The sequence below is a fragment of the Zavarzinia compransoris genome, from assembly GCF_003173055.1.
Classification (GTDB): domain Bacteria; phylum Pseudomonadota; class Alphaproteobacteria; order Zavarziniales; family Zavarziniaceae; genus Zavarzinia; species Zavarzinia compransoris.
This window is the reverse complement of sequence record NZ_QGLF01000001.1, coordinates 404481-428427: the sequence shown is the minus strand read 5'-3', so window position 1 is coordinate 428427 and position 23947 is coordinate 404481. Positions and strand designations below refer to the sequence as shown.

General features: G+C 66.1%; 36 protein-coding genes. 33 read left to right on the top strand and 3 right to left on the bottom strand.

All coding sequences use genetic code 11. The annotated features are described in order from the left end of the window. Window positions 1–28 precede the first annotated feature (28 nt). From DKG75_RS02155 to cysN, 3 genes are all read left to right on the top strand, one after another. Window positions 29–478, top strand: a complete 450-nt coding sequence (locus tag DKG75_RS02155) for a molybdenum cofactor biosynthesis protein MoaE (protein ID WP_109919428.1) — start codon at window positions 29–31, stop codon at window positions 476–478. Window positions 479–666: 188 nt separating this feature from the next. Then, window positions 667–1560, top strand: a complete 894-nt coding sequence (gene cysD, locus DKG75_RS02150) for a sulfate adenylyltransferase subunit CysD (RefSeq protein WP_211315705.1) — start codon at window positions 667–669, stop codon at window positions 1558–1560. Continuing rightward, window positions 1560–3458 carry a sulfate adenylyltransferase subunit CysN gene (gene cysN / locus DKG75_RS02145; protein WP_109919426.1) on the top strand — a complete coding sequence of 633 codons (1899 nt, stop codon included), beginning with the start codon at window positions 1560–1562 and terminating at the stop codon, window positions 3456–3458. Before cysD ends, cysN begins: the two co-directional genes overlap by 1 nt. Window positions 3459–3497: 39 nt before the next feature. Here the strand turns inward: cysN and DKG75_RS02140 are convergent, their stop codons facing one another. Beyond that, complete coding sequence (locus DKG75_RS02140; RefSeq protein WP_279573918.1) at window positions 3498–3935, bottom strand: methyl-accepting chemotaxis protein; 438 nt, start codon at window positions 3933–3935, stop codon at window positions 3498–3500. 98 nt (window positions 3936–4033) lie between these two features. Here DKG75_RS02140 and DKG75_RS02135 point away from each other — a divergent pair, with 98 nt between their 5' ends. After that, on the top strand, window positions 4034–4993 hold the full coding sequence (locus DKG75_RS02135; protein WP_166646422.1) for an AbrB family transcriptional regulator: 960 nt from the start codon (window positions 4034–4036) through the stop codon (window positions 4991–4993). 373 nt (window positions 4994–5366) lie between these two features. On the opposite strand, the gene DKG75_RS02130 is transcribed toward DKG75_RS02135, so the two are convergent. Beyond that, entirely contained in the window at window positions 5367–6056 is a 690-nt protein-coding gene (locus DKG75_RS02130) for a S24 family peptidase (RefSeq protein ID WP_166646423.1), read from the bottom strand. On the opposite strand from DKG75_RS02130, the gene DKG75_RS22620 reads away from it, so the two are divergent. Genes DKG75_RS22620 through DKG75_RS02120 form a run of 3 tightly spaced genes read left to right on the top strand, consistent with a single transcriptional unit; the run spans window position 6057 to window position 7036 of the window. Next, entirely contained in the window at window positions 6057–6395 is a 339-nt protein-coding gene (locus tag DKG75_RS22620; protein ID WP_166646424.1) for a hypothetical protein, read from the top strand. After that, complete coding sequence (locus tag DKG75_RS02125; protein WP_109919422.1) at window positions 6392–6820, top strand: hypothetical protein; 429 nt, start codon at window positions 6392–6394, stop codon at window positions 6818–6820. Before DKG75_RS22620 ends, DKG75_RS02125 begins: the two co-directional genes overlap by 4 nt. A 3-nt stretch (window positions 6821–6823) precedes the next feature. Then, entirely contained in the window at window positions 6824–7036 is a 213-nt protein-coding gene (locus DKG75_RS02120; protein WP_109919421.1) for a hypothetical protein, read from the top strand. 69 nt (window positions 7037–7105) lie between these two features. Here DKG75_RS02120 and DKG75_RS02115 read toward each other — a convergent pair whose 3' ends face one another. After that, a complete protein-coding gene (locus DKG75_RS02115) occupies window positions 7106–7480 on the bottom strand; it encodes a hypothetical protein (protein WP_133636878.1) in 375 nt (124 codons plus the stop codon). Window positions 7481–7660: 180 nt separating this feature from the next. Between DKG75_RS02115 and DKG75_RS23670 the strand changes: the two genes are divergently transcribed. From DKG75_RS23670 to DKG75_RS01995, 26 genes are all read left to right on the top strand, one after another. Next, on the top strand, window positions 7661–7792 hold the full coding sequence (locus DKG75_RS23670; protein WP_279573919.1) for a hypothetical protein: 132 nt from the start codon (window positions 7661–7663) through the stop codon (window positions 7790–7792). Further along, window positions 7789–8265, top strand: a complete 477-nt coding sequence (locus DKG75_RS02110; RefSeq protein ID WP_109919419.1) for a hypothetical protein — start codon at window positions 7789–7791, stop codon at window positions 8263–8265. The genes DKG75_RS23670 and DKG75_RS02110 overlap by 4 nt, the downstream gene beginning before the upstream one ends. Further along, a complete protein-coding gene (locus DKG75_RS02105; protein ID WP_109919418.1) occupies window positions 8262–10364 on the top strand; it encodes a Mu transposase C-terminal domain-containing protein in 2103 nt (700 codons plus the stop codon). Before DKG75_RS02110 ends, DKG75_RS02105 begins: the two co-directional genes overlap by 4 nt. 1 nt (window position 10365) lies before the next feature. Next, on the top strand, window positions 10366–11124 hold the full coding sequence (locus DKG75_RS02100; protein ID WP_109919417.1) for an AAA family ATPase: 759 nt from the start codon (window positions 10366–10368) through the stop codon (window positions 11122–11124). After that, window positions 11121–11690 (top strand): helix-turn-helix transcriptional regulator, encoded by a 570-nt coding sequence (locus DKG75_RS02095; protein ID WP_133636880.1) that lies wholly within the window; start codon window positions 11121–11123, stop codon window positions 11688–11690. The genes DKG75_RS02100 and DKG75_RS02095 overlap by 4 nt, the downstream gene beginning before the upstream one ends. A 35-nt stretch (window positions 11691–11725) precedes the next feature. After that, complete coding sequence (locus DKG75_RS02090) at window positions 11726–12061, top strand: hypothetical protein (protein ID WP_133636882.1); 336 nt, start codon at window positions 11726–11728, stop codon at window positions 12059–12061. Then, window positions 12051–12326: a hypothetical protein gene (locus DKG75_RS02085; protein ID WP_109919414.1), complete on the top strand. Its 276-nt coding sequence runs from the start codon at window positions 12051–12053 to the stop codon at window positions 12324–12326. Before DKG75_RS02090 ends, DKG75_RS02085 begins: the two co-directional genes overlap by 11 nt. After that, window positions 12323–12604, top strand: coding sequence for a hypothetical protein (locus DKG75_RS22870; RefSeq protein WP_170131900.1), 282 nt, complete (start codon window positions 12323–12325; stop codon window positions 12602–12604). Before DKG75_RS02085 ends, DKG75_RS22870 begins: the two co-directional genes overlap by 4 nt. A 130-nt stretch (window positions 12605–12734) precedes the next feature. Continuing rightward, a complete protein-coding gene (locus DKG75_RS02080; protein WP_166646426.1) occupies window positions 12735–13319 on the top strand; it encodes a DUF3164 family protein in 585 nt (194 codons plus the stop codon). 3 nt (window positions 13320–13322) lie between these two features. After that, the gene (locus tag DKG75_RS02075; protein WP_133636884.1) at window positions 13323–13667 is read left to right on the top strand and encodes a hypothetical protein; all 345 of its coding nucleotides are present in this window, start codon (window positions 13323–13325) and stop codon (window positions 13665–13667) included. Continuing rightward, window positions 13594–13980, top strand: coding sequence for a DUF2312 domain-containing protein (locus tag DKG75_RS23665; RefSeq protein WP_342352178.1), 387 nt, complete (start codon window positions 13594–13596; stop codon window positions 13978–13980). Before DKG75_RS02075 ends, DKG75_RS23665 begins: the two co-directional genes overlap by 74 nt. 3 nt (window positions 13981–13983) lie before the next feature. Then, window positions 13984–14313: a hypothetical protein gene (locus tag DKG75_RS02065; RefSeq protein WP_109919410.1), complete on the top strand. Its 330-nt coding sequence runs from the start codon at window positions 13984–13986 to the stop codon at window positions 14311–14313. Then, a complete protein-coding gene (locus DKG75_RS02060) occupies window positions 14310–14849 on the top strand; it encodes a hypothetical protein (protein WP_109919409.1) in 540 nt (179 codons plus the stop codon). Before DKG75_RS02065 ends, DKG75_RS02060 begins: the two co-directional genes overlap by 4 nt. Beyond that, window positions 14846–15085 carry a hypothetical protein gene (locus tag DKG75_RS02055; RefSeq protein WP_109919408.1) on the top strand — a complete coding sequence of 80 codons (240 nt, stop codon included), beginning with the start codon at window positions 14846–14848 and terminating at the stop codon, window positions 15083–15085. Before DKG75_RS02060 ends, DKG75_RS02055 begins: the two co-directional genes overlap by 4 nt. 6 nt (window positions 15086–15091) lie before the next feature. Further along, window positions 15092–15712 carry a regulatory protein GemA gene (locus DKG75_RS02050; RefSeq protein WP_109919407.1) on the top strand — a complete coding sequence of 207 codons (621 nt, stop codon included), beginning with the start codon at window positions 15092–15094 and terminating at the stop codon, window positions 15710–15712. Next, window positions 15709–16245: a hypothetical protein gene (locus tag DKG75_RS02045; protein ID WP_109919406.1), complete on the top strand. Its 537-nt coding sequence runs from the start codon at window positions 15709–15711 to the stop codon at window positions 16243–16245. Before DKG75_RS02050 ends, DKG75_RS02045 begins: the two co-directional genes overlap by 4 nt. Further along, window positions 16232–16750, top strand: a complete 519-nt coding sequence (locus tag DKG75_RS02040; protein ID WP_109919405.1) for a helix-turn-helix domain-containing protein — start codon at window positions 16232–16234, stop codon at window positions 16748–16750. Before DKG75_RS02045 ends, DKG75_RS02040 begins: the two co-directional genes overlap by 14 nt. 65 nt (window positions 16751–16815) lie before the next feature. Then, on the top strand, window positions 16816–17418 hold the full coding sequence (locus tag DKG75_RS02035; protein ID WP_109919404.1) for a glycoside hydrolase family 108 protein: 603 nt from the start codon (window positions 16816–16818) through the stop codon (window positions 17416–17418). Window positions 17419–17428: 10 nt separating this feature from the next. After that, a complete protein-coding gene (locus tag DKG75_RS02030; RefSeq protein WP_109919403.1) occupies window positions 17429–17896 on the top strand; it encodes a hypothetical protein in 468 nt (155 codons plus the stop codon). Between the two features lie 2 nt (window positions 17897–17898). Next, window positions 17899–18105: a TraR/DksA C4-type zinc finger protein gene (locus DKG75_RS23845; protein ID WP_109919402.1), complete on the top strand. Its 207-nt coding sequence runs from the start codon at window positions 17899–17901 to the stop codon at window positions 18103–18105. A gap of 2 nt (window positions 18106–18107) precedes the next feature. After that, a complete protein-coding gene (locus DKG75_RS02020; protein ID WP_109919401.1) occupies window positions 18108–18494 on the top strand; it encodes a hypothetical protein in 387 nt (128 codons plus the stop codon). Between the two features lie 5 nt (window positions 18495–18499). Next, window positions 18500–18799 (top strand): VpaChn25_0724 family phage protein, encoded by a 300-nt coding sequence (locus DKG75_RS02015; protein WP_109919400.1) that lies wholly within the window; start codon window positions 18500–18502, stop codon window positions 18797–18799. Window positions 18800–18801: 2 nt separating this feature from the next. Further along, window positions 18802–19347, top strand: coding sequence for a phage protein Gp27 family protein (locus tag DKG75_RS02010; protein WP_109919399.1), 546 nt, complete (start codon window positions 18802–18804; stop codon window positions 19345–19347). After that, window positions 19344–20777: a phage terminase large subunit family protein gene (locus DKG75_RS02005; protein WP_109919398.1), complete on the top strand. Its 1434-nt coding sequence runs from the start codon at window positions 19344–19346 to the stop codon at window positions 20775–20777. The genes DKG75_RS02010 and DKG75_RS02005 overlap by 4 nt, the downstream gene beginning before the upstream one ends. 2 nt (window positions 20778–20779) lie before the next feature. Then, window positions 20780–22303 (top strand): DUF935 domain-containing protein, encoded by a 1524-nt coding sequence (locus DKG75_RS02000; protein ID WP_109919397.1) that lies wholly within the window; start codon window positions 20780–20782, stop codon window positions 22301–22303. Window positions 22304–22307: 4 nt separating this feature from the next. Next, a complete protein-coding gene (locus DKG75_RS01995) occupies window positions 22308–23603 on the top strand; it encodes a phage head morphogenesis protein (RefSeq protein ID WP_109919396.1) in 1296 nt (431 codons plus the stop codon). The last annotated feature ends 344 nt before the right edge of the window (window positions 23604–23947 follow it).

Genomic DNA, 23947 nt, shown 5'->3' with positions numbered 1-23947 from the left:
ATCAGGACAAAAAAATGGAACCCGGGCCATGAAAGTACAGGTTCAGACGGCGGATTTCGACGTGGGCGCCATCCTCGACGGCATGACCGGCGACGGCGGAATCGGGGCGGTCGCCTCGTTCATCGGCATCGTGCGCGATCATGGTGACAACAAGGATGTCGTCGGCATCGAACTCGAACATTATCCCGGCATGACCGAAAAGGCCCTGCTCCGCCTCGCGGAGACGGCGCGGGACCGTTTCGGCCTGACCGGCGGCATCATCATTCACCGGGTCGGGCCCTTGCGCCTCGGCGAGCGCATCGTCCTGGTCGCCACCGCCGCCCCCCATCGCGCCGCCGCGCTCGAGGGCTGCGGCTTCCTGATCGACGCGCTGAAAACCACCGCCCCGTTCTGGAAGCGCGAACTGACGGCCGACGGCGCCAGCGCCTGGGTCGCCGCCAAGGACTCGGACGACGATGCTGCCGCTCGCTGGGGCTGAGATCGGCAAAGCCCGTTGACGGGCGATTTGGAAAATGGCAATTTTCCATTTGTGAGGAAACAGGCACGGCGCTTGACCTTCCCGGTCGGCGGCGCTTATCTGCACCCTCTTCGGAAATTGCAGATTTAGCGATTTTCGTACGTAAAATTGCCTTCAACGTTCGGAAGCCGATCGTGTCCATCGACACCCTGACCCACCTGCAACGCCTCGAGGCCGAGAGCATCCACATCATGCGTGAGGTGGTGGCCGAGACGGAAAATCCGGTCATGCTCTATTCGGTCGGCAAGGACAGCGCCGTGATGCTCCATCTGGCGCAGAAGGCCTTCTATCCGTCGAAGCCGCCCTTCCCCCTGCTCCATGTCGACACGACGTGGAAATTCCGGGAAATGATCAGCTTCCGCGACAATATGGCGAAGACCCTGGGCATGGACCTGCTGGTCCATATCAACCCGGAAGGCGTCGCCATGAACATCAGCCCCTTCGTCCACGGTTCGGCGCTGCACACCGACATCATGAAGACGCAAGGGCTGAAGCAGGCGCTGGACCAATACGGCTTCGACGCGGCCTTCGGCGGCGCCCGCCGCGACGAGGAAAAGTCGCGCGCCAAGGAACGCATCTTCTCCTTCCGCTCGGCCCAACACCGCTGGGACCCGAAGAACCAGCGCCCGGAACTCTGGCAGCTGTACAATACGCGGAAGAACAAGGGCGAATCGATCCGCGTCTTCCCGCTGTCGAACTGGACCGAACTCGACATCTGGCAATATATCCACCTCGAGAACATCCCGATCGTGCCGCTCTATTTCTCGGCGGAGCGGCCGGTGGTGGAACGCGACGGCACCCTGATCATGGTCGACGACGACCGCATGCCGCTCGCCCCCGGCGAGACGCCGGTGATGAAGAAGGTGCGCTTCCGCACCCTCGGCTGCTATCCGCTGACCGGCGCGATCGAGAGCGAGGCGGACACGCTGCCCGCCATCATCCAGGAAATGCTGCTGACCCGAACCTCCGAGCGCCAGGGCCGGGTGATCGACCACGATCAATCCGCCTCCATGGAAAAGAAGAAGCAGGAGGGGTATTTCTGATGGCCCATGTCTCCGACCTGATCGCCACCGATATCGAGCAATACCTGAAGGTGCACGAGCGGAAATCGCTGCTGCGCTTCATCACCTGCGGTTCGGTGGACGACGGCAAATCGACCCTGATCGGGCGCCTGCTCTACGATTCGAAGATGATCTTCGAGGACCAGATGACGGCCCTCGAAAACGATTCGAAGAAGGTCGGCACCCAGGGCGGCGAGATCGATTTCGCCCTTCTCGTCGACGGCCTCGCCGCCGAGCGCGAACAGGGCATCACCATCGACGTCGCCTATCGCTTCTTCTCGACCGAGAAGCGGAAGTTCATCGTCGCCGACACCCCGGGCCACGAGCAATATACCCGCAACATGGTGACCGGCGCGTCCACCGCCCAGGTCGCCGTGATCCTGATCGATGCGCGGAAGGGCGTGCTGACCCAGACCCGGCGGCATTCCTACCTCGTCTCCCTGATCGGCATCCGCAAGGTCGTGCTGGCCATCAACAAGATGGACCTGGTCGATTACGACCAGGCGACCTTCGAGCGCATCCTGGCCGATTACAAGGCCTTCGCCGCCCGGATCGGCCTTGCCGATATCGCCGCGATCCCGCTGTCGGCGCTGAAGGGCGTCAACATGCTGGCCCGGGCCGAGGAAACGCCCTGGTACCAGGGCCCGTCCCTGATGGAATATCTCGAGACCGTCGAGGTCGAGGACGAGGCCCGCAAGGCCCCCTTCCGCCTGCCCGTGCAATGGGTGAACCGGCCGAACCTGGATTTCCGCGGCTTTTCGGGCCAGATCGCGGCGGGCGAGATCCGGCCCGGCGATGCCGTCCGCGTCCAGCCCTCGGGCCGCGCCTCGACCGTCGCCCGCATCGTCACCCAGGACCGCGACCTCGAGGTCGCGGTCGCCGGCCAGTCCATCACCCTGACCCTGGCGGACGAGATCGACATTTCCCGCGGCGACGTGATTTCCCGCACCGACGGGCCGGCGAGCGTGGCCGACCAGTTCGAGGCGACCCTGGTCTGGATGAGCGACGGCGCCATGCTGCCCGGCCGCCCCTACCTGATGAAGCTCGGGACCAAGGTGGTCACCGCCTCGATCACCGAGCCGAAATACAAGGTGAACGTCAATACGCTGGAACACCTGGCGGCGAAGAAGCTGGATCTCAACGAGATCGGCATCGTCAATGTCGCCACCGACCAGCCGGTCGCCTTCGACCCCTACAAGGAAAACACGACCACCGGCGGCTTCATCCTGATCGACCGCATCAGCAATGCGACGGTCGGCGCCGGCATGCTGCATTTCGCGCTCCGCCGCTCGGACAACGTCCATTGGCAGGCGGTCGACGTCGCCAAGGACCAGCGCGCCGACCTGAAGGGCCAGAAGCCGGCGATCCTGTGGTTCACCGGGCTTTCCGGCGCCGGCAAATCGACCATCGCCAATATGGTCGAGAAGAAGCTCTATGCCCGCGGCCGCCACACCTATCTGCTCGACGGCGACAATGTCCGCCACGGCTTGAACAAGGACCTGGGCTTCACCGATGCCGACCGGGTGGAGAATATCCGCCGCGTGGCCGAGGTTTCGAAGCTGATGGTGGATGCGGGCCTGATCGTCCTCGTCTCCTTCATCTCGCCCTTCCGCTCGGAGCGGCGCATGGCGCGCGAACTGGTCAAGGCCGGCGAATTCTTCGAAGTCTTCGTCGACACGCCGCTGGCGGTCGCCGAGGCCCGGGATGTGAAAGGTCTCTACAAAAAGGCGCGCGAGGGCAAGCTGAAGAACTTCACCGGCATCGACAGCCCCTATGAGGCGCCGGAAGATCCGGAAATCCACCTCCAGGCCGCCGACCTCGCCGTCGAGACCGCGGCCGACGCCATCATCGCCCACCTGGAGGGCGCCGGCGTCATCTGACGCCGGACGGCCCATCCGGGCAAGGCGCGGGGGAACGGCTCAGGCCGCCTTCACCGCCTTCAGGAAGCGGTCGACACCGGCGCGCAGCCGCTCGGCCTGGCGGTCGAGATCGCCGGCCGCGCGAAAGACGTGGTTCGACGAGGTCGAGGTCTCCGAGGCGGCATCGCGCACGCCGTCGATCGCGGTCGAGACGGCTTGGGCGCGCCGCGCCGCCTGATCGACATTGCGGGCGATCTCGCTCGTCGCCGCCGTCTGGTTGGCGAGCGTCTTCACCTCGGCCGCGACCACCGCGAAGCCCTTGCCCGTCTCCCCCGCCCGTGCCGCCTCGATCGTCGCGTTGAGCGCAAGCAGCTTGGTCTGGCCGGCGGTCGCCTCGATCAGGCGGATCATTTCGCCGATCCGGTCGGCGGCGCCGCTGAGACCGGCGACATTACCGTCGATGCAGCATTCCTCCGTGTCGCAGGGCCGTTGACGCATGGCGGTGCCCGGCCCATCCTCGGGCCGGCGGTTCGGACAGGCGCGGAAAGGTCGTGGCATTGCGTATCGGCCGGGGCGCAGGCGGCGGGAATGGCGACGTGACCATCTGGCGGCACTGGCTGGCGCTGGTCGCCCTTTCAGCCGTACTGGCCGTATTGCTCGCCGGGGCCGGGCTGCCGGCGGCCTTGCTGCTCGGCCCGATGCTGGCGGGGATCGCGCTGGCGGTTTCGGGCCGCGCGCTCGACGTGCCGGGGCGGCCCTATGCGCTTGCCCAGGGCGTGCTCGGCTGCATGATGGCGCGGGCGATGCCGCTTTCCGTCACCGGCGAGGTGATGGGCCATTGGCCGATCCTGGTCGTCGGCATCGCCGCGGTGATCGCGGCCAGCGCCGCCCTCGGCTTCGGCCTGGCGCGGCTGCGCCTGCTGCCGGGCACGACCGCGGTCTGGGGCAGCAGCCCGGGGGCCGCCTCGGCCATGGTGCTGATGGCCGAGGCTTATGGCGCCGATCCCCGGCTGGTCGCCTTCATGCAATATACAAGGGTGATCCTGGTCACGGTGATCGCCTCGGCGGTCGCGGGCGGGCACGGGCCCGAGCGGCTGCAAGCGGTCGAATGGTTCGGCCCCATCGACGGGCAGGCGCTGGCGGCGACCCTGGCGCTGGCGCTGCTGGGCCCGGTCGTCGCGGCCCGGGCGCGGATCCCGGCGGGGGCGATGCTGGTGCCGCTCGTCGCCGGCACGCTGCTGGTCCATGCCGGCGTCATGACCATCGAACTGCCGCCGCCCCTGCTCGCCCTGGCCTATGCCCTTCTCGGCTGGTGCATCGGCTTGCGCTTCACGCCGGGGCTGCTGCGCCATGCGCTGCGGGCCCTGCCGGCGATCGTCGCCGCGATGCTGGTCCTGATCGCGCTCTGTGAGGTGCAGGGCGGTTTAGGCAGAGGGCGGATGCGGGATTTGGTGGGGGATGCGGGGACCTGGTGGGACGGAAACCCGCAGGAATACAGGCATCTCAAAAAAATTCGTTCAGAAATGAGACGTTCAGGGTTCCGGAAAGCGATTTGAGCACTTTTCCGGGGCTTCCGACGATTTGTGCAGGGCGTTTTGAGCACTCGACGAGCGGCAAATGACGGGGCGGGAGAGCGCTTCGAGAGGATCGGACATGAGGTTCCTCGGCCGGCGTGAAAGATGCCCGAATAGCCTGTATTTCCGCCATTCCCTGGCCTTTTGCCAAGTCTCTCCCGAGATAAATGGGGCCCGCCTTTCACGCTTGGAAGCCGTCAAAATGCGAGTTCCGAGTTCCAGCGACAAAGTCGGAACTCCGGTTCCGACTTCGCCCGCGCGTTCCGACTTATCGTAACCCATTGAAAATAAATCAGTTTCTGGAATGGCGGGCGGCGGTGCGCAATGGAAAAGTCGGAACTGAATTTCCGGCCATTTAGAGGCTAATCATGGCACAGCGGACGCGGCCGACGATGCGCAGTTCATTCAGTGCCGCGCCTATCAAAACCTCGGGCTGGGTAGAAGGATTGTCGGAGACAATGGCCAAGCCGACCATGCGACCGTCGGCGCCACGGCCGAGGGGGGTCAGTCTTTTTACGTAGGAATGACCTGCGCGGCTGAAGGCGTAGATGCCGGAATGCTGAACCTGATCCTCGGCACCGTGAACGAGAACCAGTGCACCATCGGGGATGGTGGGGGCCATGCTATCCCCCTGCACGCGGACGATGCCGGCGCGGGCCGGATTGATACCGTTGTCGCGCAACCACGTCTTGCTGAATGCGAGGTGGCCATCTTCCGTTTCAGACACCGGCACAAGGCCAGGCCCGGCCGACACGTTGACATTGTAGCGGGCGATCAGGTTGAAATCTTGCCCCCCAACCCGCGTGTCGATCGCTGGGGGCGGTTCGAGCATGTCCGCCCTTCGTGGAGGGCCGAAATACAATTCCAGATCCAGCGCCCGAGCCAGAGCCATCAGGTTTTCCAGTGTTGGCGATCCGTAGCGCCGTCGCCCCATATTAGCGATTAGCGCGTCATTGCCCACGGCCTTCAAGGACGCATCCTTGGCCGACATCCCCAACTCTTTCAGGCGGGCCTTAACGACGGCCAATACGGCGTCCGTGTCCATTTGGCATTTCTGCCAAAATTTTACACCTGCCGCAACAGTGGGCTTGATATTGGCATCTATGCCAGTCATCATATTGGCATGAATACCAATCCCGACATCGCATCATTGCTGGCACTGGCGGAAGCCTACGCCAGCGCCCGGAATCTGGCCCTTTCATCGGTCAGTCTCTATGCAGCGCGCAATGGAGCGCTGCTGCCGCGCCTCAGGGCCGGCGCCGACGGACTGACCATCCGGCGACGTGACGCCATCGTTCAGTGGTTTTCCGACCACTGGCCGACCGATCTAGACTGGCCGCACGGCATCCCGAGGCCCCTCAAGAATGCGGCTGGTGCGGCATGAACAAGCCGACGGATGACATCGTCGCGGAGATCCATGCCGCGCTTTACGAGATCGAAGAGGCCGCCGCCGACCTGGTCGGGAAGGTGGAAAGCCTCGCGGCCGAGGAAGACGCCGCGCATCTGCACGAGTTAGTCAGGCGGCTGGCCAAGACCGCCGATGACGGGCGCCTTGGCGCCCTGTCGATCCTTGTTCGTGCAGGGTGGGCTGCTGTCGATTGTCTTGAGCGTCACCCTGCCCTGGTCCACGCGCCGACGCACTGGCATTTAAACGCCGCCGCCGACCTGCGCAAAGCCATTGGGCTGGTGGAAGAAGATCCGGGCCGCGTCACTGCCGCCCTGCGCCATGCGCTCGCGAACTCTGGGATTCCCCGCGCCCAGGTCGTCGACGACGGCGCGGGTTTCGTCTGCGACGTGCAGGGGGACTGACCGATGACGCAGCGTTACTACACCCTGGCGGTGCGCGAGGACGGCGTTTGGGCGCCGCAGTATGGCGCCTATTCGCGGGCCGATGTGCACGAGGAAATGCTCGATTATGCCGAGCGCCATGCGCTGAAAGACCTCCGCATCATCGTGACTGGCGACGGGCAGGCAGCGATTGACGCCGCTATCGCCCGGTTGAATGCCAAGCGGGGTGCGAAATGAGCACCGATTGGGATCGCGTCTGGCTGGATCTGCCTGTGCCTCGGTTCGAGATGGTACGGGCCATCGACGTCAATGCGTTTCACGGGGCGATGAAGGAGGCTCTGGCAAAGGGATACGGGTTTGCCTCACCTGAGTTCCAAGCACTGCTCGAAGAACATATTCATCGGTCGAGCCAGCCGGGAGGGTCCCGATGACCTGGTCCGGCGAGATCGCGGCCATGAAGAAGCCCACGCGGGTGCAGAAGGATCGCAGCAGCTTTTCCGGCACCCACGCAATGTCGGCCTCCAGATCATCGGCCAGGGTCGCGCATAGGCCGTCCACTGCCAGTTCAAGTGTCATGTCCAGCTCGACATTCATGCGATCGAGTAAGGGCCAGATCCGGCGTTGCACATACTCTCCGAGCATCGCCGCAGCCTCTTCATGCCTGATCACTCTGCCGTTCACGGCTTCCCCCATCGACTCGCTGTTGCAACTGTCGATGGTAGAGGGCGGCCGGGCCGGTGTCACCTGCGACCTTCCCCCCCGGCCCCCCGCAGGTGGCGTCGGCCCGGTTCGTGCCCTGTCGAATATCCGTCCCCAGCCCTGCCGTAACCTGCGAGGCCACTTCCCGGTCGAGGTGGTGGCATGACCCGGACGCTCCTGTTTCTGCTTGATGCATTGGCGGTCGGGCTCGTCCTGCTGGCCATCTTCTGTGCAGCGTTCTCGTTCGGGGCGGCGTTCGTCGCGATGACGAATGTCATAAGGGCGTGCTCATGACCCGGCGCCGCCCATCCTCCCCCACCGTGTGCAGCCCGGCGCAGATCGTGCTGTTTGCGCCGCCTGCGGTTTCATTGGTGGATCTGGACGGTCAGATCCGCGAGATGCTGGCGGATACGCTGGCGGGGGCGAAGGTGCGGCTGGGGCTGGATCGCCATGCTTTCGCGGCGGAGATGAACCGGCGGCAGCCGGGGGCGCGCGAGGTCAGCAAGAACATGCTGGACAGGTGGTGTGCACAGTCGGCCGAAGATTGGCAGCTTCCGGCCAGCCGGATCCCGGTGATCTGCATGATCGCGCAGGATTACAGGCTGCTGGAATTGCTGGCCGAGGCGAGCGGGCACAAGGCCATCCCCGGACAGCAGGCGGTGCTGGGGGAGCTGGCTCTTGCCAAGGTCGAGCAGCAGCAGGCGGCCGCCCGGGTGCGGGAATTGGAGCGGGCCGCCGCGCAACTCGCTCGGGGAGGCCGGTCATGAAGGAATGGCTTTCGGTAACTGAGATTGCCGCTCTCGCCCTCCCTGGCCTTCCGTCGACCGATCGAGGCATCCGCAAATATGCAAAACAAAACCAATGGGCTGCAAAGGAGAGAAGTGACCTTGGGGGCGGGCGGGAATATCACGTCTCGGCTTTGCCGGCTGCCGCTCGCGAGGAGTTGCGCCGCCGCGCCCTGGCGTCCGAGCGGCGAGCGGAGGTCATCGCGACGCCTGCCCCGGCGGCGCCTGCCAAGCGCGATGCCGACCTCAAGTCATGGCAGCGGGACGCCATGCTGGCACGGGTGCGCCTGGTTCATGAGGTGGAGGCGCTGGCCCGGATCGGCGGGTTGATGGCGGCTTACAAGTCGCTGGCCGAGGCGGCGGCGGATGGCGCCTTGTCGCCGGCCTTGATGCAGGCCGTGACGGCGGCGAATGCCCGCAAGGGGCTCGCGCGGGCGCTCTCGGCGGGGACGCTGCGGCGCTGGCGCGATGCCTATGAGGCGGCGGGGCGCAATCCCCTGGTGCTGGCGCCGAAGCCGGCGGCGAATGAGCAGGTGATGCCGCCGGAATGGCTGTCGCGGTTCCTGGATTTCTATGCAATCCCGTCCAAGCCGAGCGTCGCGGAGAGTTACGAGACGATGCAGCGCCTGGAACCGGGGGTTACCCTGCCGGCGCTGCGCACGGTGCATGCGGCGATCGCGGCCCTGCCGGCGGTGGAGCGCGCTAGGCGGCGCATGGGGCCGAGGGCGCTGCGCCAGATGAAGGCATTCGTCCGCCGGACCACGGATGAGCTGTGGCCCACCGCTGTTTACGTGACGGACGGCCATACTTTCGATGCCCAAGTCGCGCACCCGCTGACCGGGAAGCAATTCCGTCCAGAAATCACCGGCACGATCGACGTGGTGACCCGGCGCCTGACCGGTTGGTCGGTGGCGCTGGCCGAGGCGACATGGGGCACCATCGGTGCTTTGCGGCATGCCTTTACGACCTCGGGCGTGCCGGACATCTGGTATGTCGACAATGGCAAGGGCTTCAACAATGCGATCCTCGACGGGCTGCTTGCCCGTTTCGATGTAACCCAAACGAACCGGCTACCCTATCGGGCCCAGGCTGGCGGCGTGATCGAGCGCGCCCACCAATCCATCTGGATCCGCGCCGCCCGGCGCCTCGCCACCTATGTCGGCGTGGATATGGATACGGAGGCGCGGCAGAGGAATGATCGGGCAATCGAAGCCGACATCAAGGAAACCGGCGGCAGCCCCCGATTGATGCCCTGGCCCGATTTCGTGGCGTGGTGCGCCGCCACGGCAGACGCCTATAACGATCGGCCGCATTCCAGCCTGCCGAAGATCATTGATCCGGCGACGGGGAAGCGGCGCCACGAAAGCCCGAACGAGGCGTGGTCGCGGTGGCTGGCGGCGGGGTGGATCCCCGACACGCTGGAAGGCGAGGACGTCGATCAGATGTTCCGGCCGCAGATCCAGCGCAATGTCCGACGCTGCGAAATCGACCTGTTTACGAACAAGTATTTCTCGTTCGATCTGGAGCCCTGGCACGGCGAAGACGTGCTCGTCGGGTACGACATCCACGATGCCTCCAAGGTGTGGGTCTACACGCTTGAAGGCCGCCTGATCTGCGAAGCGGCGTGGGGCGGCAACGAGGTCTCCTTCAAGCCGCGCTCGGTTGTCGATCGGGCTCATGATCAGCGGCACAAGAACCAGGTCGGCCGCAAGCAGCGGGCCCTGGACGAGGCGGAAGGGGCGAACCGGCCGGCCCTCGAAATCGTCGCCGAGACCGCCATGCCGATGGCGCCGATCGAGCCGCGCGAGGTGGCGCCGCTGGTCCTGGTCGAGGCGGTGCCCGAGGCCGCGCCGGTTCGCGCGGCGGCGCCTGTCCGGCCGGCCTTCGGGACCGACTTTGAAATGGCGGCATGGCTGCTGGCCCACCCCGAACAGATCACCGGCACGGATGCGGACTACCTGCTGGAACAGGTAAGGCGCCGCACCGTGCAGCAAAGGCTTGAGGCCGGCGGCATCGATCCCGCGCACCTCAAATCGGTCCTCCTTGGGGCCGCGACATCTCATCAAGGGCAGGTAGGTTGATATGAAACCAGCATTCATACAGACCAGTAACACAGCGCGTTTCCTCGACGCGGTGGACGCGCTTGAGCGGCGTGGTGCCGACGAGGCGTGCCTGATGGTGGTCGAGGGCGAACCCGGCCAGGGCAAGAGCGCCACGGCGAAGTGGTGGTCGGTGCAGAACGGCTGCGTCTATATCCGGGCCAAGCGCAAGTGGTCGGGCGGGTGGTTCCTGCGGGAGCTGCTGGGCGAGCTGAGGGTGATGCCGGAGCACAGCTTCGAGAGGATGTTCGGGCAGGCGGTGAAGGCCATCGGCCTGCGCATGACGGAGGCGCGGGCATCGGGGGCGACCTGGGGCATCGTGATCGACGAGATCGACCATGTCTCGAAGGACAGCAAGATCCTGGAGACGCTGCGCGACCTGACCGACCTGACCGAAGTGCCGATGATCATGGTGGGCATGGGCCGGGTGAAACAGGCGCTGACGCGGTTCCCGCAGGTCGCGCGCCGGGTGGCGAAATACTGCGAGTTCGAGAGCCTGCCGCTGGACGACTGCCGCGCCCTGGTTCAGGGCCGTTGCGAGGTGCCGGTGGACGAAGCCCTGGTCCGCCTACTCCACCGCGTTTCGGCGGGGTTCTCGTGCGAGATCCTTGAAGGCATCGCAACCATTGAGCGGGCCGGAAAGCGCCTGGGCGGCCGTGCCGTGACCGTGCAGGACCTGGACGGGCAGCCGATCATCAACGAGCGCTCCACGGGCCGCGCCATCATCGTGAGGACGGCATGAGCGGGGTGGCGACAGCGCAGATGGCCGTGCTTTCCGCGCTGCCCGGCGATGCCTGCTTCACCGCGGGCGAGTTGGAGGCCGTCACGGGGCTTGCCGCCGACAGCATCCGGCATGCCTGCCGGGCTCTTGTCGAGCGCGGCATGCTGCAACGGCGCGAGCGCGGCTGCTGGGCGGCGACGCCCGAAGGGCAGGCGGCGGCCGTGGCCGGGGTGGCGATCATCAGCGGCCCGCGAGGCCGCCTGACCCAGGAGAAGCCGCGCACCCGGCGGGCGCCGAGCGGGCGGGACAAGATCTGGCGGGCGATCCGGGCCGAACGGAAATTCGCGATCAATGACCTGGTCGCCCTCGTCGGGCCGGAGCAGGTGGAGAACGTCAAGGATTACGTCTTCGCGCTGGCGCGGGCGGGATACCTGACGCGGCTGCGGTCCAAGGGGCGGCAATCGCGGTTCCTGCTGATCGACGACACGGGCCCCCTGGCGCCCGTTCAGCGTGACGCCCGGAAAGAGTTCTTCGACCGCAATACGGGCGCGACGCGGCCGATGAACCCGGAACAGGTGGCGCCGTGACGACAGAGGTCGCCCGTGCCCATTGGGGCGCCGACATGCCCGACTGGATCGCCGCGCTTGCCGCTGCCTGCGACAAGCGCCCGCAGAAAGAGGTGGCGGCCGCCATCAACTATTCCAACGCCGTCGTGCACGCGGTGCTGCGGCGGAATTATCCCGGCGCGATGGCGAAGGTGGAGGCGCGGGTGCGCCTGCTGCTGATCACCACGTCGGTGACCTGCCCCCTGTACGGGATGGAAATCCCCGCGCGGCGATGCCTGGAGACCCAGGACGCACCGCCATCCACCGCCAGCCTCATGGCTGCCAATCGTGCCCGCATCTGCGGGGCATGCCCCTCCGCCAAGCCCAAGAAGGAAGACGCCCATGGTCTCTGACAAGCTCGCCGGCCTGATCGCCTATCTGTCGCCGGCCCACCCCTCGCGTGCTTGCCTCGGCATGGACAAGGGCGATGTCGACCTGTTCCGCTCGCGCCTGCTGGATGCCTATCAGCAGCTCCTGCTGATGGAGGCGATCCCGCTGCATCCGGACATCATGCGGGCGCTGTCGGTCGAGGCCGCGCCCGCCGCGACCGGAAATGTCATCGCGATTGCCGATTTCCAGGCGGGCCGGCGGTCGATGTCTTCGGGGTGCGCATCGTGACCGTGAGTGCTGACGGGGTTCGCCGGAAGCTCGAAATGCTCACGCTATACAGGGCTATGAACCAGGCCTTTGCCGAAGCCCTGGCTGCGCTGCCCGCCGATACCGTGCTGACCGTCGGTGAGCAGTTGCACTGCTATGCCACGATCCTCGGGCATGCGGTCGCCGAAAACGTCCCGAGCCAGACCCAGGACACCTGCGTGGACCTGCTGGGCGTCACCATGCGCGAGGCTTGCGCGGAGGCGGCGGCTCACCCCTTGCCGGCAGCGGGGACGGCATGACGGCAGACCTTACCCGCCTTGCGCTTTCTGGCGCGATCACGGCCCCGGCGCCGCGCCGCCGGGGCTTCTTCAAGCGTCTCTCAACAACCCTTCGGAGGATCTGGAATTGAACACCGATGATATGGATCGGATGGAAGACGCCCAGGGGCGCCTTGTCTCCGTCTCCTCGATCAAGCCCGAGCATCTGATCGAGGATGGCGTGGTGCGGGCGCTGATGACGCTCGCGCTGGGCCTCTCGGAGGAGATCGCGCAGTTTCGCGCGCATGCGACGGCAGAGGTCTCGGCCCACCTGGACCTGCTGGCGGAGAAGTACGGCGCCAAGCGGGGCGGGAAGAAGGGGAACGTGACCCTCAAGAGCTTTGACGGCTCGTTGAAGGTCGAGCTGGCGATCGGTGAAACCATCACCTTCGGGCCGGAATTGGAGACCGCCAAGGCGTTGCTCGATCAATACCTCGACGAAGTCTCGGCCGGCGCGGACGAGGGCCTGCGCCGGATCGTGATGGAGACCTTCTCGGTCAACAAGGCGGGCAAGATCGACCAGAACCGTATCCTCGCGCTGCGCCGGATCGAGATCGATCACCCGCTTTGGGCGCGGGCGATGGATGCCATCGGCGATGCGATCCGGCCGGCGATGTCGCGGGAGTATTTCCGCTTCTATCGCCGACAGCCGGGCGGCCGCTATGAGGGCGTGCCCCTCGCTATTACTGACGTGTAACCCATGCCGCCCGTGCCGTGCCATCGTCCCCATCTTAGCGAGATCGACCGCCGGCTGTTGCTGCGGTCCGAGGCCCTCGGCGATGTCGCCGAGCGGCTGGCGATCGAGCAGGTGAATGCGGTGGTGGCGGGTGGCGGGCGGCCAGCTGATGCGGTGGCGATGCTCGGCAAGCCAGCGGAAGCCCGCATGAGCCTGTCCAGGGCGATCGGCAAGGTGCGGGACCATTGGCTCGGCATGGTCCGCGCCGAGCCGGCACTGCTCGGCCCGCATCTGGATGAGATCGCCGTCCGCCTGGCCCAATTGGAGGCCGAGGGACGGCCTTATGTGGAGAGACCCAATGGCAATTAAGTTTGACCTGAAAGATTACCCGGCTCCGTTAGTCGGGGCGCCGCCGAGGGGGCACAATAACCCGCCGCCCGACGCGAGCTTCGGTCTCGGTGAGAGCCTTCGGCAGATGGTCGCGCGCATTGAGCGTCTCGATGGCGAGATCGATGCGCTGAACGACGACAAGCGGGAGGTCTACAAGGAGGCAAAGGCCCAGGGGCTCGACCCGACCATCGTCCGCCAGGTCATCCGCCTGCGCCGCGAAGACGGCGGCGTCAGGCGCGAACGCAATGAAACCCTGGAGATCTATATGCGCGCCCTGGGCATGGAGGGCTAGGCCATGGCGCGCCCCAGCCCGCTTGCCGATGGCGCCCTGCGCTTTCTTTCGGTCCTGGCCCTTTGGGAAGCCAAGGCGGGCCATTCCGCCGGCTATTTCCACGGCCGGCGCGGGGCGCGCCTCCTGGACGAACTGGGCGAGTTGCGGCGCCTCACGGCTCGGCTTGCCGTCGAGGCTTCGGCGATGTCGATGGTGAGCGACCCCGCGGAAGCCGAGGAAGCGTTCCGCCGCCTGCTTGTGCGCCTTCGTGAAACCGATGCGGTGCCGTGGCCCCGCGTGATCGAAATCGTCAATGACGTGGCCGAGGCCACGGTGAAAGGGCGTGTGTCATGACGTCGAGTTGGGCGCGTGTCTGTTCCTGGGTCCTGGCCCAGCCGGTTGATCGCTGGTGGCCCGCCGCCGAGTGCATAGCGGGCGCGCCGGCTCCGAAGGCCACGGCTTACGGGTGCCTGCAACGGCTTGGCCGTTTTGGCGTCGTCATCGCTTCCGCGCAGGGGTCGGCCCGGCGGTTCCGCCGGGTGCTGGACGCCTTGCCGGTGAGGGGTAGCGGTGGCGGTCACGGGTCACTGTGGCGACCCGAGGACGACGGTCTGCTGGCGGATGATCTCGCCGAGGGTGTGCCGCTTGAGATTATTGCGGAAACGCTTGATCGGTCGAGGGCATCGATTGACGCGCGCATCCGGACGCTGGGGCTGCGCCGGCCTTGGCGCGATCATGACGGCTGGCCCTTGCCCTCGGAGGTCGAGGGGCGCTTCGAGGATGTCGACCCGCTCACGCTGGCGAGAGAGCTTGGCCGGTTGCGATCCCCGCCCCGCCTGGCGGTGGGCGGGATGGGCACCGCGGCATCGCTGTGTGTGGATTTCGCATGATGGTGCCGCCGGAGCTGTTCGATGCAGCGGCCTGCGCCCGGCGCGGCGTGCCGGTGACCGCCAATCCGTACCCGATCAACGGCGCCGACTATTTTCGTTGGCACGCCGCATGGCATGAGGCGATCGCACGAGACCCGCGCGACGAGGCGCAGCGGCGAGATCGAGAGCGTTACCGAAAGCTGGCGGAAATCTACCGCCAGTACGCCAATAGTGCGGCGCTGACCGAAATGCAATGAGGCGGCATGATGTCGATGATCCCGAAGAAGTCCGACCCCCGCCGGGCCCTGCTATCCAAGATCCACGTCGAGAAATCCAAGCGCGGGATCGAGGACGATGACTATCGTAGTGCGATTGGCCGGATAGCACCCGGCAGATCCTCCGCCGCTGACCTAACCAACCCGCAGCTGGTCCGGCTGGTGGAATGGGTGACGGGGGTCGGCCAGGCGGTGAAGACCAGGGCGACGGCTCGTGAGCGCAGCCCCCATCAGGCGAAGGCTGCGGCCTTGTGGATGACGCTCTGGTGGCTGGGGGCGACGGAAAGCCCGGCGGAAGCCGCGCTCGCCAAATTCATCAAGCGCCAGGTCGGCGTTGACGCCATCGACTGGTGGTCGGCAGCCGAGACCTCCCCCGTCATTGACGCGCTGCGATCATGGTGTCGCCGGGAGGGCCTGCGGCTGAAGCCCGGCGTCACGGCGGCGGAAGCGGATGCGCTGCTCGTCCAGGCGCAGGCAGCAAAGCTCATGGCGATGGGTGTCCAACCTCCCGATGCCGGGGGGAGACCGGCGAGCGCGGCCTTTGAAACTCGCGAGGTTATCAGGCGGCAGGGCGATCTGATCCGCGCCCATAAGGAGAAGCGGGTATGATGAAGAAGTTGCCGGCCCGTCTTGAAGAGCCCTTCGCGAGGTTCTGGAAGGTGTTTCCGAAGCGGGTGCAGCCGCTCCGCCGTTCGGCCGAGGACGGCTTCGCCAAGGCCGTGGCGCGCGGCGCCGATCCGGAATTCCTGATCAGGGCAGCAGGCCTGTTCGCGGCGCAAGTGAAGGCCGAAGACATGCCCCGGAAGTTCTTCCCCCTGGCGGCGACCTGGCTGCATCAGGAGCGGTTCGCTGATTATGCGGAGGAGCATGCTGCGCCTGCACCGGCGGCAGCGCCGGAGGGCATCGACCCGACAGGTGGGCGCCTGCTCGCGGCCGGCATCGAGCAATCGTCCATCGTGGCCTGGTTCGAGGGGGTCGAGATGTCGGTTGACGCCGCCGCCCGTCAGTTGACGGTCGTTGCCCCCAAGGCGTTCGCGCTGGACCAGATCAAGGCCCGCTTTGATCGTCATTTGCACGAGGCGTTCGGCGTCACCTCGGTGGTCTACCGAAAAGCAGGAGGTCCTGGTCATGGACTGGCATAACCCGCCGCCGTCGTTCCTGCCCGGCATCTTGGAAGCGATCGCCCGCGCAGTCTCTTTCGAGGCGGCGTTGAAGGTCGCCGCTCATTGGTCGGGCCGGCGGCACGTACCGGCGGAGCCGCCCGACGATCATCCGCTCTTCGCGCTCCTGGGCAAGCGGCCGGCCCGGGTTGTGCTTTCCATCCTCCGGGCCGACAGCCGCGCCGGCCGGCTATCGATCCCCAATGCCGCCCATCAGCGCCGCCAGCTGGCGATTGCCAACGCCTATCTCCAGGGCCTGTCCATCGCGGCGATCGCGCGCGATACCGGGATTGATCGCCGCACGGTCGAGCGCTTCGTGGCCGCGATCAGGGAAACGGTTACCCCTGGTCAGGCCGAGCTGGGGGCGCCATCCACCTGCGACAATCGGCGCGGCTGCCCCTGGTGCGGTCATCGCTTTGCGCGGCCGCGGGCCCGGGTTTCTCTCCGCCGGCCGGGGCCCTTGCCCCTGTTCGGTGACGAAGAATAGGAAAGGCCGGGGCGTCTCCGCCCGGCCTGATAGCAGGCCGCCCCGTTGCGCAAAATGGGGCGGCCATGACGACGAGCATTCCCTCCTCCCCGGCCGCGAGGCCTCACCTTGACGACGGCCGGTTTCGATCGGCCGTCGATTTCCTGCTGCGCCACGAGGGCGGGCTCGTCAATGACCCGGTCGACCCCGGGGGCATCACGAATTTCGGCGTGAGCCTGCGCTTCGCCCGGGCCGCCGGTGACCTGGATGGAGACGGTCGCCTCGATCTCGACATCGACCGCGATGGCGATGTCGATGCCGACGACATCCGGCGCATGAGCCGGGATGACGCTGCTTATGTCTACTGGCTCCACTGGTGGAATCGATACGATTACGCCTCGCTGCATCTCAGCATCGCCACCAAGCTCCTGGATCTGTCGGTCAACATGGGGGCGACCCAAGCGCACAAGATCGTGCAGCGTGCCGCGCGGGCCATGGGGCCGGAATACCGGCTGACCGACGATGGCCAGCTCGGCGCCAAAAGCCGGGCCGTGCTGAGCCGGCTGTCCAACCTCGATTTCCTGCCGGCCATCCGGGCCGAGGCCGCAGGGTTTTACCGCGGCCTCGTCATCCAGCGTCCCGCCTCCGCGAAATACCTCGCGGGCTGGCTCAACCGTGCCTATGCGTGAGAGGTGCATTTTGAAATCCTTCCCGTTCCTCACCTTCATCTTCATGGCCGCGGCGGCAGTCCCGTTGCCGGCGACGGCTGCCACCCTCGACCTCGGCCCCCTGGTCGCGCCGCTCGTCGACCCCATCCTTGCCGGCATCGGCATCGCGATTTCGGCCCTGGTCATGCGAACGCTGAACAAGGTGACGAAGTGGCTCGACCTCGACGGTGACGCCAAGGTCCGGGCGGCGATCGACGGCGCCACGTTTTCGGCCCTCGCGCTTGCGCGCGAGCAGGTCAGCGCCTTGATCAAGGGCGGTGCCAAGGTCGACGTGAATTCCGAACTGGTGGCGCGGGCCGGGAGCTATCTGGTGTCCCGCGTCCCCGACAGCCTTCGCCGCTTCGGCCTCGCCGGGGAAAGCCTGGATGCATTCGTTCGTGCCCGGGTGGCCGACATGGCCGACCCGCGCGATCTGACCGACCTGCTCAAGGGCGGCTGATCATGGACGCGGGAGACGAGGCGCAGGCGCACGCCGAGAGGGCGCGCGGCGATGTGCTCGCCGGGCATGGCGGTCGGTTCCGACCGCCATGTCTCGAATTCTGCCATGACTGCGGCGACCGTATCGAAGACGCGCGCCGACAGGCGCTGGTCGAAGTCGGCGTAACTCGCTGCATTTCGTGTCAGCAGGTCGCGGAGCGGAGGCGTTGACAATGGAGTTCATGGATATTCTGTCGCGCTGGTCGGGACCGATCCAGTTGGTCAGTGTAGCCCTGTTCGGCGTGGCCTTCCTATGGCTCCGCAGCCAGTTCGTCTCGCGTTCGGAATTTCTGGACGCGGCGAAGGCGATCGGCGAGCGCGCGACGGCGCAATCCGAGCGCCTGACCCGGGGCGATGCCAAGTTCGACTTGCTCGCCCAGAAATTCGAAACCATCCCCAGCCGCCAGCAACTGACGGAACTGGCCCTCGGGCTCGAGCGTGTAACCGGCGAGATCAGGGTCCAGGGGGCGCAACTGGCCGGTGCCATGCAGATCATGGAGCGGGTTGAAGCGTCGGTCACGCGCCATGAGACAATCTTTTCCGACGCGGCGAGGCGGTGATTGAGATGCAGGAGATTGCCCAGGCCTGGACCGCTCACCTCCGCGTGACGCTGCTGCGGGTGCTCGAAGGGCTGCCCGAGCGGGCGGCGAACGAAAGCATTCTGGCGGATGCCGTCGCCGCCTATGCGATCATGGCCACACGTGATCAGATCCGCGGGCAGATCGTGTGGCTGGCCGAACAGGGCCTCCTCCGCACCGAAGAAATCGGCGGGCTGACGCTGGCGACCTTGACGCAGCGCGGCGTCGACGTTGCCAGCGGTCGCGCCTCTCACCCGGGCGTGAAGCGTCCCAGCCCGAAGGGGTGAGGATGAGCCGGGCCTCCACCATCGACCGCCTGCCGTCCGAAATCCGCGAGGAAATCGGGCGGCTTCGGCGCGAGGGGCACCAGATTGACGAGATCTTGGCGCACCTCCGCAAGCTGGGCGTCGATCACATTTCGCGTTCCGCCCTTGGGCGCCACACCAAGGAAATCGACGCGGTGTTAGAGGACATCCGCCGCCATCGTGCGATGGCGGAAGCCATTGCGTCGGTATTCGGCGACGAGGTCGAGAGCAAAGCCCTGCGGGCCAATGTCGAAGTCCTTCAGGCACTGATTTCGCGGACCGCCAACGCCGGACCTGGCGAAGGGGCCGCCTTCGAGCCCAAGGAAGTTCAGGCACTTTCCACCGCCGTCAACCAACTGTCTTCCGCCGCGTCGAGAGACGCTGAGCGCGTGATGAAGATCGAAAGCCGCGCGATCGAGAAAGCCAAGCGCGAGGCGGCCGAGGCTGTCGACCGGGTGGCGGCCCGGCGCGGGCTCTCTGCCGAGGTCAAGGCAGAGATGAAGGCGGAGTTCCTGGGGATCGCCAGATGATCATGGCGCCGTCGCGAGAGCTGGCCGCGGGGCTCGGCGACGAGCCGTTGCTGTTGTCGTACCAGCAAGGCCTGCTCTCAACGACGGCGCTCAACGGCGTCACGATCTGCGAAAAAAGCCGCCGGGTAGGCTTCACCTGGGCAATCGCCGCCGACGCCGTACTCATGGCCGCGAGTGCGAAGGGTGCGGGCGGGATGGATGTCTTCTATCTCGCCTATGAAAAGGAGATGACGCGGGAATTCATCGATACCTGCGCGCAGTGGGCGAAGCTCTTCGACCGCGCGGCCTCGGCGGTCGAAGAATTCCTTTTCGATGGCGATGGCGACAAGGATGTCATGGCGTTCCGCATCCGTTTCGCGTCGGGTTACGAGATCATTGCGTTGTCGTCCAACCCGCGTGGCCTCCGGGGGCGGCAGGGCTATGTGATCATCGACGAGGCCGCATTCCACGACAGTTTGGACGAGGTGATGAAGGCTGCGCTCGCGCTGCGCATGTGGGGCGGCAAGATCCTCGTCATCAGCACGCATAACGGGGTGGATAACCCATACAACCGCCTGGTGGAGGAAGCCCGGACGGGCAGAAAGCCATACGCCCTTGTTAGGGTAACCCTAGACGATGCACTGCGGGCTGGCCTGTATCGCAGGATCTGCTTGACCCAGGGGAGAGCCTGGTCGCAGGCGGCCGAGGACGAATGGCGTGCTGGCCTTATCGCCGAGTATGGCGAGGCCGCTGACGAAGAGCTGTTCTGCATCCCCTCGCAGTCGGCGGGGTGCTGGATCGATCCGGTCCTGATCAGCGCCGCCACCCATCCCGACGCGGGCCGGCCTGATCTCTACCAGGGCGGCCGGACCTTTATCGGTAATGACATCGCGCGGCGGCATGACGGCTGGGTGGCCGATGCCATTGAAATGGTGGGCGATGTCATGTGGCAGCGTGAGGAGGTGATCCTGCTCAACCAGCCGTTTGCTGTCCACGATGAAACCCTTGACGACCTTGTCCGCCGTTATAGGCCGCTGCGGGTTGCTATGGACCAGACCGGCATGGGCGAAAAGCCGGTCGAGGATGCCAAGGCACGCTATGGCCAACATCGGGTTGAGGGTGTGTTGATGTCCGGCGACCGCCCGATGTCGGTCGCCCTCGCCGCGCGCCGGGCATTTGAGGAGCGCCTGGTCAGGCTGGGGGATGACCCGGACCTGCGAGCTCAGATCCGCATGATCAAGCGCCAGGTCGGCGCGACGGGGGCGCCGCGCTTGATCACGGGGCGCGACGCGAAAAGTCACGCCGACCGGGCCTGGGCGCTGTTCCTGGCGATCGCCGCGGCAAGCGACGGCGGGGCGCCGATTGAGTTCCGGGGCACGGGCGTCCGGCGGCATTTCAACCGTGTTTCGAGATTTGCGGGACCGCCCCGGGATGGCTTTTGGAGGCGCTGACAATGGTTTCAGAAGTTAAGCAAGCCGACCTCCGCCGTGAAATCGCGACGATCGCCCGCGACGTCACCGCGCCCCTGGCCGGCTTCGTCTTGCGGCCCCGCGACGAGACGCTGATCCAGCAAGGCGGCGGTCTCGGCCTCAAGCTCTATGAGGATCTGCACCGGGACCCGCATACCATGGCGGTGCTGCGCAAGCGCCGGATGGCTGTCATCGCGCGGGAGTGGGAGTTGGAGGCGGCTTCGGAGGCGCCTGTCGACGCCGCCGCCAAGGACCTGTGCGAGGCTGTGTTGAAGCGCCTGGCGTTCGACCGCCTCTGCCTTGGCCTGCTCCATGGGCTCCTGCTGGGGTATAGCGTGGCGGAGGTCGTGTGGGGAGAGGCCGTGATCGGCGTAACCAGAATAATCCCCATCGCGGCGTTCAAAAGAGGCAGCCGGCGCTTTGTCTTCGGCGCCGACGGCGCCCTTCGGCTGCTGACGGTTGAGGAGCCCGTCGACGGGGAGGCTCTTCCCCCCTTCAAGTTCATCGTCGCCGTCTTCGGCGGCGATGAAGTGGAAGACCCCTATGGGCTCGGCCTGGGGGCCACGCTGTTCTGGCCAGTCTACTTCAAACGACAAGGCATAGCCTTTTGGCTCACCTTCGTGGAGCGCTTTGCGGCCCCCACGGTGATCGGCGAATACCCGCCCAACGCCAGCGAAGCCGAGCAAGACAAAATGCTGGCGGCGCTGGGGGCGCTCAGCCAGGAGACAGGGATCATCATGCCGCAGGGCATGGCGATCCGGCTGCTCGAAGCGATGCGCTCGGGCTCGATCGACAGCTATGAAAAGCTCTGCCGCTATATGGACGAGCAGATTTCCGAAGCCGTACTTGGTGAGACGCTGTCGACCAGCGTCGTCGGCACCGGCAGCCGCGCGGCCTCACAGACGCACAACGAAGTTCGGGAAGAGCTGACCGACGCCGATGCGGATCTGCTTTCGGACGTTCTGAACACGACGCTGTTGCCCTGGATTGTGCGTGTCAACATGCCGGGCGCTTCGGCGCCGCGCCTCTGGCGGAAGAAGCCAGACGGGCAAGACCTTAAGGTCCTTGCGGAACGCGACAGCATCATCAGGTCCTGGGGCTTCGAGCCGGATGAAGACTATGTCCGGGGCACTTACGGCGGGGCGTGGAAGAAGGTCCCGCCGGGCGCAGACCTTCGCGCGGGTGCAGGTGCAGGTGCAGGTGCAGGTGCGCCCGTGCGTGCGAGTGCACCTGCACGCGAGGGGCCGGCCTTTGCCGAGCGCAGCGATGCGATTGACGAGGCGGTTTCGAAGCTCCTGGCGGAAGATGGGTGGGAACCCTTGGTCGCCGGCCTCGTCGACGGCCTCGAAAAGCAGTTGGCCAGCGCCAAAACGGAAGAGGATGCCACTGCCATCCTGTCGGAGGTTTTCGGCCGCATGGGGATATCGGCGCTGGCCGAAGCCCTCGCCAGGGCGTCGTTCGCCGCTCGCCTTGCCGGCGAAGTTGATGATCCCTTGAGCGGCGGGTGACACAGTGTCGATTACGCTCACGCCGCTGCCGCTGCAGGAAGCTATCGCAGCCATTGAGGCACGGGGCAAGCGCCTTCATCCATCATTCTCCTACCTGGATGTATGGCAGGAAGAGCACGCCCGCGCGTGGACCGTCGCGAAATCCGCCGGCTTTGACATCCTCAAGGACCTCCATAGCTCGCTCGTCTCTGCCCTCGGCAACGGCGAAACGATAGAAGCGTGGTCGCGCCGCATCCGCCCTGTGCTGGAGGACAAAGGGTGGTGGGGGCGCCGGGACGTGATGGACCCTGAGACTGGCCAGCTGGTCAGCGCTCAGTTGGGGTCGACCCGGCGCTTGAGGACGATCTTCGAAGTCAATATGCGGGTATCCTATGCGGCTGGGCATTGGGCCCAGTTCGAGCGCACAAAGCGGGCCCGGCCCTGGTTGCGCTATGTCGCGGTGATGGACGGCAACACCCGGGCTGAACACGCCGCGCGCCATAACATGTGCGCCCTCGTCGATGATCCGATCTGGGATACTTGGGCGCCGCCTTGCGGCTGGAACTGCCGCTGCACGCTGCAAAGCCTTTCGGAGGCTGATTATCGACGCCTCGGCGAGCGGGCGAAAAAGCCACCGCCGGACACCCCGCGGCAATATCTCAATCGCCGAACGGGCGAGGTCACCCAAGTGCCGGCCGGGATTGACCCCGGCTGGGCTTACAACCCGGGCAAGGCCGGCGCCCATGCCGCCGCCGCCGCGGACAAGCTGATCGATGCGCCACCGCGCCTGACTGCGGCGGCGATGCGTGATCCGGATTGGCTTACCAAGCCGTTAGCCGATGAGTTCTCGGGATGGGTGGATGCGATCGCTGCCAAGGGGCCGGTCGCGAGATCAATCTTTACCGTCCACGCCCTTGACGACGAAGTCCTTGATTTCCTCGCCGCGCAGGGCCGTCAACCGGCGAGCGGCGCGATCACCGCCCACCAAGCCGCGATTGGGCACATCGTCCGCGACGTCAAGGCAGGGGCGGGCACAGCTGCGCCGATGGATGCCATCCGCCGGCTGCCGGAAACCCTGTCGCGGGCGACGGCGATCCTCTGGGACAAGCGTGATCCCGCCCTGCTTTACGTTTTCGACGTGCCGGGGGATACCCGTCTGGGGAAGATCGTTGTCCGCATCGACTACGCCGATAAGGTCCGCCCGCCCGGGGGCCGCAAAGAAACGATCGTCACAAATTCGGTCCGAACGGCCGGGCTGGTCGAGGTTTCCCGGCTGGCGGACAGTCAGTTTTACGACCTGATTTCAGGAAGGTTGTTGTGACCGTCGAGGGGGTACGCCACCATCCCCGTAAGAGTGTCCCGCTGCCAGGGCGGGCTGACCCAACCGGACGTGCGATTTCCCGGTTGCCACGGCGGCCACATCCTCACTATGGCCCAGCGCCCGCCTGGCCGCAATAGCGCGCCGTAGAGCGTCAATTCGCCTTGCCCGCCCCATTGGGGCGCGGGACGTCCTTACCCCCTCTCAAAAATCGTTCAACCGGGGTTGCCGGGGCCGTAAGACGCCGGTCGGCGGGCGCGGTGCCGCGATGGCGGCCCGTGGGGGGATCATGGGGCGGCATCGACGCATTGTCGGGGCGTCTCCAGCCGTCCTGATGCCCGCGGGCC

Bases quoted from the DNA above. Each gene is read 5' to 3' on its own strand.
- DKG75_RS02155 (WP_109919428.1), top strand. From the start codon at position 29: ATGAAAGTACAGGTTCAGACGGCGGATTTCGACGTGGGCGCCATCCTC.
- cysN (WP_109919426.1), top strand. From the start codon at position 1,560: ATGGCCCATGTCTCCGACCTGATCGCCACCGATATCGAGCAATACCTG.
- DKG75_RS02140 (WP_279573918.1), bottom strand. From the start codon at position 3,935: ATGCGTCAACGGCCCTGCGACACGGAGGAATGCTGCATCGACGGTAAT.
- DKG75_RS02130 (WP_166646423.1), bottom strand. From the start codon at position 6,056: ATGGACACGGACGCCGTATTGGCCGTCGTTAAGGCCCGCCTGAAAGAG.
- DKG75_RS02125 (WP_109919422.1), top strand. From the start codon at position 6,392: ATGAACAAGCCGACGGATGACATCGTCGCGGAGATCCATGCCGCGCTT.
- DKG75_RS02120 (WP_109919421.1), top strand. From the start codon at position 6,824: ATGACGCAGCGTTACTACACCCTGGCGGTGCGCGAGGACGGCGTTTGG.
- DKG75_RS23670 (WP_279573919.1), top strand. From the start codon at position 7,661: ATGACCCGGACGCTCCTGTTTCTGCTTGATGCATTGGCGGTCGGGCTC.
- DKG75_RS02110 (WP_109919419.1), top strand. From the start codon at position 7,789: ATGACCCGGCGCCGCCCATCCTCCCCCACCGTGTGCAGCCCGGCGCAG.
- DKG75_RS02105 (WP_109919418.1), top strand. From the start codon at position 8,262: ATGAAGGAATGGCTTTCGGTAACTGAGATTGCCGCTCTCGCCCTCCCT.
- DKG75_RS02100 (WP_109919417.1), top strand. From the start codon at position 10,366: ATGAAACCAGCATTCATACAGACCAGTAACACAGCGCGTTTCCTCGAC.
- DKG75_RS02095 (WP_133636880.1), top strand. From the start codon at position 11,121: ATGAGCGGGGTGGCGACAGCGCAGATGGCCGTGCTTTCCGCGCTGCCC.
- DKG75_RS02090 (WP_133636882.1), top strand. From the start codon at position 11,726: ATGCCCGACTGGATCGCCGCGCTTGCCGCTGCCTGCGACAAGCGCCCG.
- DKG75_RS02085 (WP_109919414.1), top strand. From the start codon at position 12,051: ATGGTCTCTGACAAGCTCGCCGGCCTGATCGCCTATCTGTCGCCGGCC.
- DKG75_RS02080 (WP_166646426.1), top strand. From the start codon at position 12,735: ATGGAAGACGCCCAGGGGCGCCTTGTCTCCGTCTCCTCGATCAAGCCC.
- DKG75_RS02075 (WP_133636884.1), top strand. From the start codon at position 13,323: ATGCCGCCCGTGCCGTGCCATCGTCCCCATCTTAGCGAGATCGACCGC.
- DKG75_RS23665 (WP_342352178.1), top strand. From the start codon at position 13,594: ATGAGATCGCCGTCCGCCTGGCCCAATTGGAGGCCGAGGGACGGCCTT.
- DKG75_RS02065 (WP_109919410.1), top strand. From the start codon at position 13,984: ATGGCGCGCCCCAGCCCGCTTGCCGATGGCGCCCTGCGCTTTCTTTCG.
- DKG75_RS02060 (WP_109919409.1), top strand. From the start codon at position 14,310: ATGACGTCGAGTTGGGCGCGTGTCTGTTCCTGGGTCCTGGCCCAGCCG.
- DKG75_RS02055 (WP_109919408.1), top strand. From the start codon at position 14,846: ATGATGGTGCCGCCGGAGCTGTTCGATGCAGCGGCCTGCGCCCGGCGC.
- DKG75_RS02050 (WP_109919407.1), top strand. From the start codon at position 15,092: ATGATGTCGATGATCCCGAAGAAGTCCGACCCCCGCCGGGCCCTGCTA.
- DKG75_RS02045 (WP_109919406.1), top strand. From the start codon at position 15,709: ATGATGAAGAAGTTGCCGGCCCGTCTTGAAGAGCCCTTCGCGAGGTTC.
- DKG75_RS02040 (WP_109919405.1), top strand. From the start codon at position 16,232: ATGGACTGGCATAACCCGCCGCCGTCGTTCCTGCCCGGCATCTTGGAA.
- DKG75_RS02035 (WP_109919404.1), top strand. From the start codon at position 16,816: ATGACGACGAGCATTCCCTCCTCCCCGGCCGCGAGGCCTCACCTTGAC.
- DKG75_RS23845 (WP_109919402.1), top strand. From the start codon at position 17,899: ATGGACGCGGGAGACGAGGCGCAGGCGCACGCCGAGAGGGCGCGCGGC.
- DKG75_RS02020 (WP_109919401.1), top strand. From the start codon at position 18,108: ATGGAGTTCATGGATATTCTGTCGCGCTGGTCGGGACCGATCCAGTTG.
- DKG75_RS02015 (WP_109919400.1), top strand. From the start codon at position 18,500: ATGCAGGAGATTGCCCAGGCCTGGACCGCTCACCTCCGCGTGACGCTG.
- DKG75_RS02010 (WP_109919399.1), top strand. From the start codon at position 18,802: ATGAGCCGGGCCTCCACCATCGACCGCCTGCCGTCCGAAATCCGCGAG.
- DKG75_RS02005 (WP_109919398.1), top strand. From the start codon at position 19,344: ATGATCATGGCGCCGTCGCGAGAGCTGGCCGCGGGGCTCGGCGACGAG.
- DKG75_RS02000 (WP_109919397.1), top strand. From the start codon at position 20,780: ATGGTTTCAGAAGTTAAGCAAGCCGACCTCCGCCGTGAAATCGCGACG.